The following is a 12,816-nucleotide window of genomic DNA, read 5'->3' as shown; positions in this document are numbered from 1 at the left end:
AGAGCGATGGAAGACCTCGGCATCATCGATCGGTTTCTGGCGACCTTTTCGACCTATATCGATTCAGGTTTCGGGTTGCTTGGTCCCGACGTCGCCTATCTGACGGCGTTCCTGATCGGCATCGATGTCGTCCTCGCCGGGGTCTTCTGGGCGATGGGGCCGGAAAACAACATCATCGGAACCTTCGTCAAGAAGGTTCTCTATGTCGGGTTCTTCGCCCTCATCCTCAACAATTTCGCATTTCTCGCCAATGTCATCTTCGAGAGCTTCGCGCAGCTTGGTCTGAATGCGTCCGGTTCGACCATCACGGCCGCCGATCTGCTGCGCCCCGGTTTCGTCGCCGACACCGGATTCACTGCCGGACATCCCTTGCTTGAAGAGATCGGCGATCTGACAGGCCCGGTCGGTTTCTTCGTCAACTTCGTCACCATCGCCATTCTGTTTCTCGCCTGGCTCATCACGCTCTTCGCGTTCTTCTTTTTGGCGATCCAGCTTTTCGTCACGGTCATTGAGTTCAAGCTGACGACGCTTGCAGGTTTCGTTCTCATTCCCTTTGCACTTTGGAATAAGACGTCGTTCCTGGCTGAGCGCGTTCTCGGGAATGTCATCTCATCCGGGATCAAACTCATGGTGCTGGCGGTGATTGTCGGCATCGGCTCCACTCTCTTTGGATCTGTCACGGCGGAAATCACGCCCGGAGACGTGACCCTGGAAGACGCCGCGACCGTCATTCTGGCGTCGCTCGCACTCGTCGCGCTTGGAATCTTCGGTCCTGGCATCGCCGCCGGCCTTGTTTCAGGCGCACCGCAACTCGGCGCTGGCGCAGTCGTCGGAACCGCGGCAGGCGTTGGAGCGGGCGCTATTGCCGGCGGCGCGCTCGCGGGCGGCGCTATGCGCGCAAGCGCAGCGGCAACAGGCGGCGCCATCAAAGCGGGCGCATCTCTTAGCGGCGGCGCCGCGACTTCCTTTTCCCTCGGCAAGGCCGCCTCCGGCGCAAACGGATGGCGTGCAACCGCCGCCGGCGTCGGCGCGATGGCGGAGGCTGGCGCGAGGAGCTTCGCGAGCGGCGCTCGCTCGGCGGCGTCGCGGGCCGTTGCGCCTGTGAAGCGGAGCTTCGAAAGCGGAGGCCGCACAGCTTTCGGCGCCACAGGCGGAACGTTGGGCGAAGTCGCCGCCGCCCCGGCCGCCACGGGCGGAGCGCCGAATTGGGCGCGGCAGGTTCAACGACAGCAATTGCAGAGAGACGCAAGCCTCGCAGCCGCATCGGCCTTGCGTGACGGCGATCGCGGCGGGTCGGGCGACGGTCCGCGTCTCAAACAGGATGAGGACTGATCGATGTTCTGGAAAAGACAACAGCAAAAATATGGAACCACGCCGGAAGCCGTCACGCCTTACCAGCGCGCCGCGCAGGTCTGGGACGACCGGATCGGATCGGCGCGCGTGCAGGCGGAGAACTGGCGCCTGACTGCGCTCGTCGCTTTAGCGCTCGCCTTTGTCATGTCAGCCGCATTCATCTGGCGGTCCACACAAAGCATCATCACGCCCTATGTCGTCGAACTCGAAACAGACGGCCGCGTCCGCACCGTGCAATCGGCGGTCGCCGATTATAAGCCGACTGACGCTCAGATCGCTTACCAGCTCGCGGAATTTGTCAAACAGGTGCGGTCGGTGTCGATCGACCCCATTGTCGTGCGCGAAAACTGGTTGAAAGCCTACGCCTTCACGACCGATCAGGCGGCGCTCACCCTGAACGACTACGCCCGCGAGAACGATCCTTTCGCGGAGGTCGGCAAACGCTCAGTGTCCGTCGAAATCCAAAGCATCGTGCGGTCTTCTCAAGACAGTTTCGATCTGCGCTGGCGCGAAACAACATTTCGGTCGGGCGTTCAGGTGTCATCGGCGACCTATACCGGCGTTCTCGCCATCGTCTTCGATCCGCCTCGTGACGAAGAAACCCTGCATCGCAATCCGCTCGGGCTCTACGTCCACGGCATCAACTGGTCAAAAGATCTCGCTCAAGGAGGCAATCAATGATCCGCACTCTCGTAATAATCGGCGCGCTCGTCTCATTGGGCGCCTGCGCTTCCACCAATCCCCACGACAACTTCGTTCTTGATGACGCCGAATTCATGGAGGCCGTCTATCTGGCGGACGATCCGAACAGGACCCCCCTCATCATCGAGAGGATCGAGCCGCTCGCGATGGCCGGACAACTCAAACCGCTGACGGAATTGCCAATAGCGGCGGTCCCGGAGTTGAAACCCTATGAAGCCATCGACGAGGCGAACCGGAGCGCCGCCGTTGAACCCGACGCGACAAGCTTCATCAACGCCATCCAGATTTACCCCTATACGATTGGCGCGCTTTATCAGGTCTACACTGCCCCGGAGCAGGTGACAGACATAGCGCTCCAACCCGGCGAAGAGCTGATGTCGGTTTCCGCCGGCGACACCGTGCGCTGGGTCCTGGGCGACACGGTCTCTGGCTCTGGCGACGCCAGTCAGACGCACATTCTGGTGAAACCAATCGCCTCCGGTCTCAAGACCAACCTCATCATCACCACGTCCAAACGGACATACCATATCGAAATGACGTCCTTCCGCGAAACCTATATGGCGGCGGTGTCCTGGCGTTATCCGCATGAAGAACTGGTCGCGGCGCGCGGCGATGCTGCCCGCCGGCAGGCGCAGGGGCGTACTGTCATTGATCGCGGCCTCAGCCTTGATCGCATCAATTTCCGTTATGAGATCAAAGGTGACGAACCCCACTGGCGTCCATTGCGCGCTTTCGATGACGGCCGGAAAGTCTATATTCAGTTTCCGTCCCGTCTCGATCAGGGCGAAGCGCCGCCGCTCTTTGTCGTCGGGCGCAATGGCGACAGCCAGCTCGTCAATTACAGGATCAATGGTTCTTACTATATCGTCGACCGCTTGTTTGCGGTCGCCGAACTGCGCCTCGGTGAAGACGATCAAGAGGTGGTTCGGATCGAACGCACCGCCGCTCCCAGAAATTGGAAGGCGGGTCTATGAGCGCGGTCGAACAAGACGACAGCCTGGCGATCCGCGCCAAGCCCCGGCCGGTCAAGCGTTTTAACAAGCGTGTCCTAATCGGGGCGTCGTCGGTCGCCGCCCTCCTGATCCTTGGCGCCGCCGCCATGGCGTTGCGCACGCCGAATCGCGCGCAAGAGGCGCACACGGAACTCTACAATACGCGGCACAAACCCATGCCCGACGCCTTTGCGTCTTTGCCCGAGAGTTATGGCGACATGCCGTCAAGGCTCGGCCCGCCGCTGCCAGGTGATCTTGGCGCCGCCATGATCGGCGCGCTGCGGATCGAAGATGCGCCGGAAAACCCCTTCAGATTCCAGCCGGCGCGCGTGGCGAGCACGGGACCAGCAAGCAGGGGCCCCAGCGCCGCAGATGACGCGCGGACGTCTGACCTCTTCTTCATCAACAACAGCGCACAGGGCGGACGGGTCTTGGCCGCAAGAGACGGCGGCGCGCCCACAAGGCTCGACCAGCTTGCGTCCGTCATCAGTCCGGGCGACGAAGGCAGAACGATTTCGACAGGATTCGCAGACGCGCTCGATCCGAATTTCCAGCAGCGCAAGGAAGACTTTCTCGGCGCCGAGGTCGATGACGGGATCTACAACCTGCATCGCCTGCAATCGCCCATCTCGCCCTATCAGGTTATGGCCGGAACGATCATTCCCGCGAGCCTGGTGACGGGGCTCAATTCCGATCTTCCCGGTCAGGTCATCGCGCAGGTCACGGAGAATGTTTACGACACGCCGACGGGCGCACACCTGCTCATCCCCCAAGGCTCGCGACTGATAGGCCGGTATGACAGCGTCATCGCCTATGGCCAGTCACGCGCGCTCGTCGTCTGGTCGCGCATCATCATGCCGGACGGTTCTTCCATCGTGATCGACAACCTGCCGGGCGTCGACATGGCGGGTTACGCAGGTCTCGAAGACCGGATCGACTATCACACATGGCGCTTGTTCCAGGCCGCTATCCTGTCGTCGGTTCTTTCCGTCAGCGCCGAACTCGGCCGCGACAGCAATGACGATGAAATTCTCGAAGCCCTCCGCGACGGCGGCCAGCGCACGATCAATCAGGCGGGCCAGCAAATCATCACCAAGCAATTGAACGTCCAACCAACAATCACGGTGCGGCCCGGCTACCGGCTGCGGGTGATCGTCAACAAGGACATCGTATTGAAGCCCTACGGAGATTGAACGTATGAGCGCCACCACTCTCAAGATCGGACCCTTGCCCGACACGACGCCCGTCAAGCTGACCATTGCCGTCGATCCTGACGTCAACGCGGACCTGGAGCTGTACGCGCAGATTTATGAAGAGACGTACAACGAAAAAGCATCCGTGGCAGTGCTGATCCCGTCCATGCTCGCAGCGTTCCTTGCGAGCGACAGCGGCTTCAAAAAAGCTCGCAAGGCGTGCGGCTCTCATCCCAACTCATCAAAGTAGCAGAGGAGTACACACTCATGGCGACCATCGGTCAGTTTCGTCTCACCCGCGAAGGATATGAAGGCACCATCTCGACCTTGAGCATGGCGCGCAAGGTTCGCATCGTTCCGAACGGCAACAAGAAGAATGAAAACTCCCCGGACTTCTTTGTGAAGACCGGACAATGCGACCTCGGTTTCGCACATAGGAAGATGTCCGAAGGCCAGAGCCCGCGCCCCTATCTCAAAGTCTTTCTGGACGATCCAAGCTTTGTCGAACCGATCTGGGCAGCCCTGTTCGAGCAGGACGGCAAGGCGGAACTCGTCTGGTCGCGTCCGCGACCGACAGCGAGTTAGTCAATCGAGACGGCCAATCATGCCTTCGCGTCGCGTCATATCGGAAGAGGAGATCGAAGATGGCCTGAACGTCGTCGCGCGGCTTATCGACAGATATGGCGATGTTTACTGGCCCGTATTTGAACGGCTGGAAAGGGAGCTTGAGGACCGGAGATCAAGGTCATGGCGCGTCAAATCGTGTTTGAAGCGCATTCAACGTCATAGTTCACCTTAGTCATGGTTAGAATGTGAAATAATTCACAGCGCTGTGGTTCGCCAAGAACAACCGAAAATGAAAAGAGGTTTGGATTTCATACAGATCACATCTTGGCATACTCGCAGAGTAGATGTCCGAAAGCTCAATTGGAGCCCAGCGCATCTGGGCAAGCGCTGTAAGAACTACGCGCTGCGCTATCCCCCAAGAAGAATCTCAAGTGTAGGTTCATCCTTGTGCGTCAGCAAAACCACATATTCGCGCGCGCGAGTGAGAGACACTTGGAGGAGACGTCTTGTGTCCGCATAGTGAGGTGACTGGTCTTTGGCGCGGAAGGTGTTGTACTGATCTTCGACCAAAACAACGGCGTCATACTCGCGACCTTTGAGTTGGTGTAGGTTCATTACGGTGACAGTCGCGGTTTCGCGATGGGCGTCCATCAATTGTTCTTGCAGCATCGCCAGTTCGAGCGCTGCTTCCGCACCCAGGTAATCGCCTTGACCGGTCCAAAGGCCGATCAGCGTCTGCTCGATTGCAGATCCACGGCGCAACAGGCGTAGAAATCGGGCCTGCTCAGCGGTTTTCCGAAGCTGAGGCGCATCTGCTTTTTCGAGGAGCGAGCGAACCTTGCGCCAATCTGCTGTTGGGGAACCTGCGAGACCGTCCTTGTCAAGCTGATCCATCACGCCGGCGAGCGCGTTGACGCATTTGACGTTTGGAGCCTTGCCGTCCTTGCATTTTGCCGCCCATTTCCTCAACCTATCTGATTCTTTGATATTCGTCGGATTGGCGGCCGCGCGGTGCATGTCGGCGATGCGTTCAAGGGCCTCTCCAAGACGGGTCTGCCTGTCGGCTCCTGCTGTCGAGAGGATATTAGCGATCGCGCGCGCGGAGAGGAGGATCTGGTTCTGATCGATCAGGACGTCATGAGCGACAGCTTTACGAAGCTTGCCCTGGATGGTCATTTCCGTCGACAACGCATCAGAAATCCTCCGCACCAGATTCTTGCTGCGCGCGGCGACTGCAATTTTCGGATGATTCTTGCCGGAACGGGCTTTGGCCTCGCGGAAGGCTTCCCGAACTGATAGGTGAAGGCCAACGCCGAGGAACCCGGGCTTGAAGACGTTCCAGGATATTGCATCCGGAAAATCCTGCTTTGCGCCGGGCGTCAGAAGCGAACGTGCGAACCCCGCGATGCCGGTTGCCGGGCTGCGATTATTCTCATTGGCGAAGTCGAAGCGCTCGCAATCCAGAGTGTCTGCAAACTCTTGAAGCCGTGTTTCTGAAACGCCCGGACGCCAGTCGTAGATCCGCTGGTCGGAATCGCCGAGCGCGATGATTTCGGATTTTTTGCTCAATTGCTGGACAAGTGCCCATTGATCTTCATCTGTATCCTGAAATTCGTCGACGAGAATGAGCGGATAGGCTGAACAGAAACACTCAAGAGCGGCCGTGGAGCGGGCGAGCAGTTCTGCGGCGCGCGGCGCGAACTGGTCGTAAGTGACCAGACCGTCGTCGAGATAAAGCCGGTCTTGTTCTGCGGTCCAATCATTGGCCTTCAGCCCTGCAGCGCGTACGGCGGCGTCCTGTGAGGCGACAATTTTCAAACGGCGCTGGTTTGACGTGAGATAGCCATGGGAGTTGAGAATTTCCCAAGCGAAAGAGTGGTATGTTTTAATATCCACTCGGCCTGCGACGTCGTCCGAGAGAATGCCAGCGGCGCTTTCGACGATACGGCGGATCGCGGAGTTTGAAAAACTCAGGAACAGAACGCGCTGCTCAGGCGCGAGATTGTGGAGTACGCGGCGACGCGCTTTCAGAAGAGCGATAGTGGTCTTGCCTGCGCCTGGCCCGCCGACGATCAACATATGTCCATCCTTTGCAAGGATGCTCTTGCGTTGATCGCAGAGCTTGAAAGCGTTTTCCGGATTGTCGCCGGTCATGCTTCCTCCGGCGCTTCGCCCCCGGCATCATCGTCATCACCTTCATCGGCATCTTCGTCCGGCCCAAGATTGTCGGGCAATGCGTCGCTGATGTCTTCCAGCGCAGTGACGATGATCTTGGGGAGATCACCCGGTTTACACAGTTCGACTAGATGTCCAGCGTAGCCCGATCCCTTGCGGACCTTCAGCACTTTCTTGACGAGCTTTCGGACGTTGTCTTCGTCAAGATTTTCGTCATATTCGTACAGGTCTGGCGATTTCGAGTTATGCGGGTAGTCGTCCCATTCCGACGCCTCTTCGAGAAATGCACGCAATACGCCGACCGAGACTTCTTCGGCGAGAAGATATTCGATGCCGGTATGGTCGAGCTGCCAGTCGCCATCGAACAATTTGTCGATATCATCGGCAATATCCTCGTTCTTTTGGCTGTCATAAAAGGCGTAGATTTCGAGGCCGAGGCCCTTGAAAAATTCGCCATAGCGAAGGATGCCGCCGTCGCCTTCGCACTCGACGATTGTGACGCCGGAAAGATCGAGCGGGGTATAGGTTCCTGGTACACTGTCTTTTTCGAGGACGTCAGACGCGGCCATCAGGACTTCGGCATCCGAGACGCCTTCGACGCAGATGACGCCACTGCCGAGCATCGCCTCGGCGAGGATTCGCCTTAGATTCCCGCGATATGTTTTGGCCTTGATGCCTGCGATCTCGACATGACGCCCCTTGAGTTTACAGTCCTTCTCGCGTTCGAGGATCACCACGCTTTCGGGCTCGAACTGTTCTAGGACAAACGGAGAATGCGTCGTCAGGATAACTTGTTGCATCCGGCCACGGAGGAATTTGACGATGCGTCTTTGGGTGTGCGGAGGAATGGCAATCTCCGGCTCTTCCATCGCAAATATGACGTTCTTCTTTAGTTGCGCGATGAAAGTGAGGAGCGAGAAAACAAGCGCGTTGATCACGCCGGACCCAAGACGCCAATAAGGAACCGGCGTGTTGGAGCGTTCCGAAGAACCGAAGAGAGTAATGGAGCGCCGCAGATCCTCACGTGTAAGCGCCGACGGATAAAGACGAAATGCCTTTTCATCCTCGGAGAGCGGAATGAAGCGCCGCGCTCGTTCGTCAATGTCTTCCAGAATATCCTTGAGCTGCTTGATCTGGTCGATTGGAGGATCGAGATTCTCAAGTTGCTTCAGGGTTTGCTCCCACATGGCAGATCGATCATCGTCCTTCAGCCGCAAAATAATGTCGAGGAGCGAGCCGCGTTCAAGGCTGAGGGCTCGCGCGCCGGTGCGCAGCGCGCGTAAATAGATGAAGCCGAATTCGCGCTTCATCGGGCGGGTGACGCGAGCGCGGATCTCGCCCTCTTCCGGCGGAGGGGAGGCGAAATAGGTCTCAGCCGTGAATTCGTCTTCCTCTTTGTCGTATAGTCCTTCGAAAACGATTCGCAGCGCCGGGAGGACGTGTTCCTGCTCAGTGTCCTCCGGCTTGGCGGTCTCGTCGAGGAGCCGTTGTTTTTCCGTATCCCAATATTCTCGGTGAGCGCGGAATTTGGTTTCCAAGTCCGTCGAGAGGTCAGTCAAAACGGCCTCAAGTTGGATCTTGATCGGCTCGCCATCATTGTCGAGATAGGCGCGGCCATGGAAATCATGCTCGTTGATGGCGCCGGCGCGAGACAGACGATCCGGCCCCAAGAGGAGATCGAGCGCTTCGCATATCGTTGATTTACCTACGCTGTTGCCGCCGATCATCACCGTGTGTTCGGGAAACAGGATCTTCCCTCGTTCCACGCTGCGGAAGTTTTTCAGTTTCAGTCGGCGTATTCTCATCGGATCTCCTGAAGCGGCGAAGCAACACATCTGACAGAACAGAAAAATCCTCTGAGTTCTGATTTCTGAAGCGTCATAGCGGGGATGGAGCCATCTTCTTTTCGTTTGAATTCTCGCGCATGATCGCCGGATCGAAAGCGCAGATGCTCGCTTACGTTCGCTAGACCAACGAAGATCGGTCGAAACCCTCGGCCTCGATCTGCCTCGCTGCTGTGGCGGGAGACGCCTTCGGTAAGAGCCAAATCGAGCGCGCTCCCACTATCGTTTAGATGCTTGTACTCAGCGCTTGACTTAAGGCTTTGAAGAATGCCGACCCCGGCGTCAGCGACGACGAATTCGAAGCAGTTCTCATAGGCAGCGAACGCGACATAAGCGCTCGTGATAGCGCCGCTGTGCTCGACGACGTTGCTGTAGAGTTCCACAATGGCGGCGACGAATTGCGCTGCCTCCGCCTTCTGAAATCCAGAGAATTCAGCGGCCCGACGCGCGCGAATGAAAAAGTCTGTTTCGACCGTTTCATCGGTCAAGAAGTCGCCAACGCGCACAAACCCCAAGTGGACTCCTCCCTCCTGATAGTGGCTCCCGCCATTTGACTTCACGCTCAGGATATGCCCAAACCGTTGGTCATGAAGCCACTTATGAGCGCTGTTTTCGATCGGCAGAGTATGGGCAAGCTCAAGAAAAGCACAAAGCGAAGAAGTCTCTGTTGGTGGCAGATCACCTAGCGCAATCTGGCCGCCCTGAACGGCCAGGCAAATGTCGTCTACGAGATCGAAAGTCAGCGTTTCGATGGGTCACCTCACGCCGCTTTCGAGAGGGCTTCGAGCCCGCCGTAGTATTTGGCTTTCAGGTAAAGCTCGCGCTCATATAGATTGTGAGCAAATATAGGGTCGATTTCCTCCCCAATCTCTGTGGGTGCTGAAGTCCATCCCAACTCAGCATTGTTTTCCCGCGTAGCCTTCTGGCGTTTGACCGACTTCATGAAACTCGTCGTTTCGATATAGACAACTTTACGGAACGATTTGCGCAAAATGGGAATGACATCCGGTTTGCCATAAATGATGATGTCGAGGTCGCGTCCGGCGCCGTCGGCGAGCTTTGCCAGTTGTTCGAGGTGAAAAGTAGTCCGTGCCTTGCGGGCGGGCCCTGTTGTAAATTCATAGGCTAGGACTTGCACTTCGTCGCGTGACGCTATGAACCGACGCCAGCGCTCAAAATCTTGTTCGGTGCGACCGTTGGGGTGCAGTGCGCAGGGCATCCCGGAGTTCAAAAACTCGGAAAAGACTAATCCGATGCGCTTCATTGCGTGCATGTCGTCATGCCGCGGATGATCGAGAACGAGGCTGAAGTTCGGAACGGTGACGAGCTTTATGCCAAGTTCGACCAGTGCCCGAATGATAGCGATGCGTTGTTCGGCAAGTCCCCACCAGGGCTCGATACGCGTATCTTGATTGACGCCGGTCAACATAATCTCAGCATCGGGTGAAATGTGAAACGCGGTGCAAAGTTCACTGCGAGTATTAAATCGCAACTCGCCGGTCGAATAGTTGATAAGGTCCGGTAGACGAAGTGCGAAAATGTCGTTTCGAAGGGCGTCGACCCGGCTACTACCGTGGTATACTAGCGGCACAATCTGGTGGTCCAAGCGCACTGGCATGGTCGGCGCACGCGGAACATTTCGCAAATAGAAGTCGCCGATTTCGCGGACTTGATCTACGTAGGCTGCTGTTTTGTTGCGGCAGACACGGGTGCAGCCGCTTGGATTGCCACAACAAAGATCAAGGCAATCCATGATATTCTCCCGAACACGGAGCCCACCGCACGTCTCCTTCAGGAGGCAAGCCGCGCAGCCCAGCGCCATAGGGTTTGCGTTTGGATCATCGGTGAGTTGCCGGATCACAAGTTCATTGCTGCGTGGATCTGGACGTTGAGGGTTCAGCACAGGGAAATATCCGCAGTTTTCGATAGTCGATTGATTTTCTGGACTTCGCCCTTCGCAACCGCGCCTTTTCCACAAATCGCCTGCATTACGTCGGCTGGAGGACTTTTGATCCGCGCAACTTCGTTGTTGCCACGAGAGACGACAAGCTCGGAGCCTTTCGGTTCGACTATGAGCATTTCACCGGCAACAAGTGTTGCCTCTCTGTTTATAGAAGCGACTGCGCAACGCGGTTGGTTTGTTGGCGCCTGAGTAAAGAGGTCGGGCGTTCCAAGCCGTACCCTTCCTGCGTCGATAGATTTGACGTGCGTCGCCCTAGTTTTCTTTAGAAACTCCGAACCCATCAGGACGCCTCCTCAAGAAGGGGACGATAGAACTTCGATCTTCCATTCGTGAACTCGCGAAGCAGGCCGCGTTGCACGAGACCCGCAAGTCTATTGTTCCATGCCGTTGTGCTGGTTGTTTTCTCTTCCTCGCCGAACTTCTTCATAAGGCTGCCGGCGTCGGCGCCATTAAGTCTGACGACCAACCTGAACGTCATTGCCTGCTTAGGGTCGAGATCTCCAATCAAACGAGCTCCAGAGACCCGCCCATCACCGTCAAGAGTGCAGGCGATGATGGCGTCGTTGCGCGCATCCATGAGAACCCGGATTTCGTCTTCAATATTGTCGTTGATATTGGCGAGGACTGGATACAAATTCGAGCCGATTGAGCGCTTGTAAGCCTTCAGCGCGATAACGGATTCGCGCAACGCACTCGCAGTCGCGACCTCAATTCCGGAAAAATCCAAAAATAGCGCTGTAGGCTCCTTTGGTTCGGCACTGGTTTTCGAAACACTGTTTGCGAAAACCGCCTTGCCGTTGACTGCGCCAGCGAGGATGTCTGCGCCAACCAAATCTTTCATATATATAATCATGCGAATCATTATCCTCACGTGTGTGAAGTGAGATATAGGCGGGAACTGAGTTCGGGTCAAGTCGCTGTCGCTCTAACGCGGGTTCTCTGGCGTTCCACTGCCAGCAAAAGAAACCTCCAAAGCATTCAACAATTCGCTTGAAGTGGAGCATGGTGCCATGAGGACCGGAGTCGTCTCGAACCGCGCCTTGCGTTTGGAATGCGTCGCGTTAGTGTGAACACCTCTACGGCATCAATTTATCCCTACAAATGTACCTACATTTGGGCCTACAATTTTCTCACGACAGCGAATTAACTCGTTGAATAATATATGTATTTATATTTCTGTGGAGCGCATCGCCCGCTCCAGATTTTCTGCACATGCGACCGGCCGACATGCGCCTGTCTTGCGCCTTTAAGGTTGGCGCCACATGTTTTGTGCCGGAAGGAGTGATCATGACTGAAGCCATCATTTATGCCATCGGCGATGTGCATGGTGAGGCTGAACGCCTATCGGCGCTGCATGAAGCGATCTTTACCCGCCACACATCGCGCAGCGATGACCGTCCGATAAAAATCATCCACCTCGGCGACTATGTCGACCGGGGCCCCGACAGTGCTGGCGTCATCGAGATACTGCGTGATCTCGAGAAGCGCGCAGATGCCGGAATCGTCAATCTGCGCGGCAATCATGAGCAGATGATGATCGACGCCTATGACATGGGCTCCGATGAACGCCTGCACTGGCTGATGAATGGCGGTGACGCGACGATTGAGAGCTATGCGCGCCGCGGCCTTTCGGATCCGCCCGAGGCTGACCTCGACTGGCTGCGCAATCTGCCGACTCTACACTTGGAAGAGGATTCGAAGATCGCCTTCGTCCATGCCGGCGTCGACCCGCGCACCTTCCCCGATTGCGAGGCGCGCATCCACATGTGGACCCGTTCACCGCGCTTCATGGACCCGAGCCGCTGGGACATAGGCGGCCTTGATGGCTGGCGCGTGGTGCACGGTCACACGCCCACCCAGGATTTCGAGCCGCAGGCCGCTGGCGAGCCGGCGCGCCGGTTCAATCTCGACACGGGCGCGGTCTATGGCGGCAAGCTGAGCGCTGGCATCTTTGCGCCCGGCGAACCTGTGGAGTTCCTCTGCGTCTGACGCTCAGCTCTTGCCACAGAGAACAAATGCGGAAAATT

13 protein-coding genes are annotated in these 12,816 nt (G+C 57.2%); 7 read left to right on the top strand and 6 right to left on the bottom strand.

Annotated features, from left to right (window positions below; translation table 11 throughout):
* The first annotated feature begins 6 nt into the window (after positions 1–6).
* From trbL to D1223_RS07265, 6 genes are read left to right on the top strand one after another with little or no spacing between them, the layout of a single operon-like run.
* A complete protein-coding gene (trbL, locus tag D1223_RS07290; protein ID WP_119375746.1) occupies positions 7–1,332 on the top strand; it encodes a P-type conjugative transfer protein TrbL in 1,326 nt (441 codons plus the stop codon).
* A 3-nt stretch (positions 1,333–1,335) separates the two neighbouring features.
* Positions 1,336–2,034, top strand: coding sequence for a conjugal transfer protein TrbF (trbF, locus tag D1223_RS07285; protein WP_119375745.1), 699 nt, complete (start codon positions 1,336–1,338; stop codon positions 2,032–2,034).
* Entirely contained in the window at positions 2,031–3,029 is a 999-nt protein-coding gene (gene trbG, locus D1223_RS07280; protein ID WP_119375744.1) for a P-type conjugative transfer protein TrbG, read from the top strand. Before trbF ends, trbG begins: the two co-directional genes overlap by 4 nt.
* On the top strand, positions 3,026–4,240 hold the full coding sequence (locus D1223_RS07275; RefSeq protein ID WP_119375743.1) for a TrbI/VirB10 family protein: 1,215 nt from the start codon (positions 3,026–3,028) through the stop codon (positions 4,238–4,240). The genes trbG and D1223_RS07275 overlap by 4 nt, the downstream gene beginning before the upstream one ends.
* 4 nt (positions 4,241–4,244) lie before the next feature.
* Complete coding sequence (locus D1223_RS07270; protein ID WP_119375742.1) at positions 4,245–4,490, top strand: DUF2274 domain-containing protein; 246 nt, start codon at positions 4,245–4,247, stop codon at positions 4,488–4,490.
* 17 nt (positions 4,491–4,507) lie between these two features.
* Positions 4,508–4,825: a DUF736 domain-containing protein gene (locus D1223_RS07265; protein WP_119375741.1), complete on the top strand. Its 318-nt coding sequence runs from the start codon at positions 4,508–4,510 to the stop codon at positions 4,823–4,825.
* Between the two features lie 390 nt (positions 4,826–5,215).
* Here D1223_RS07265 and D1223_RS07260 read toward each other — a convergent pair whose 3' ends face one another.
* The 6 genes from D1223_RS07260 to D1223_RS07235 form a co-directional block, all read right to left on the bottom strand.
* Entirely contained in the window at positions 5,216–6,961 is a 1,746-nt protein-coding gene (locus D1223_RS07260) for a UvrD-helicase domain-containing protein (protein ID WP_112061776.1), read from the bottom strand.
* Positions 6,958–8,787, bottom strand: a complete 1,830-nt coding sequence (locus tag D1223_RS07255; protein WP_158535314.1) for an ATP-dependent nuclease — start codon at positions 8,785–8,787, stop codon at positions 6,958–6,960. Before D1223_RS07255 ends, D1223_RS07260 begins: the two co-directional genes overlap by 4 nt.
* Positions 8,784–9,314, bottom strand: a complete 531-nt coding sequence (locus D1223_RS07250; RefSeq protein WP_146739674.1) for a hypothetical protein — start codon at positions 9,312–9,314, stop codon at positions 8,784–8,786. Before D1223_RS07250 ends, D1223_RS07255 begins: the two co-directional genes overlap by 4 nt.
* A gap of 272 nt (positions 9,315–9,586) precedes the next feature.
* A complete protein-coding gene (locus D1223_RS07245; protein ID WP_147372712.1) occupies positions 9,587–10,579 on the bottom strand; it encodes a hypothetical protein in 993 nt (330 codons plus the stop codon).
* 143 nt (positions 10,580–10,722) lie between these two features.
* Entirely contained in the window at positions 10,723–11,070 is a 348-nt protein-coding gene (locus tag D1223_RS07240; RefSeq protein WP_119375739.1) for a hypothetical protein, read from the bottom strand.
* On the bottom strand, positions 11,070–11,630 hold the full coding sequence (locus tag D1223_RS07235) for a hypothetical protein (RefSeq protein WP_233353074.1): 561 nt from the start codon (positions 11,628–11,630) through the stop codon (positions 11,070–11,072). Before D1223_RS07235 ends, D1223_RS07240 begins: the two co-directional genes overlap by 1 nt.
* A 446-nt stretch (positions 11,631–12,076) precedes the next feature.
* Between D1223_RS07235 and D1223_RS07230 the strand changes: the two genes are divergently transcribed.
* On the top strand, positions 12,077–12,778 hold the full coding sequence (locus tag D1223_RS07230; protein WP_158588430.1) for a metallophosphoesterase family protein: 702 nt from the start codon (positions 12,077–12,079) through the stop codon (positions 12,776–12,778).
* The last annotated feature ends 38 nt before the right edge of the window (positions 12,779–12,816 follow it).

Origin of the sequence: Henriciella mobilis, assembly GCF_003576285.1 — a bacterium.
In the GTDB taxonomy this organism is placed as follows: domain Bacteria; phylum Pseudomonadota; class Alphaproteobacteria; order Caulobacterales; family Hyphomonadaceae; genus Henriciella; species Henriciella mobilis.
This window is presented reverse-complemented; position numbering and strand designations above follow the sequence as displayed.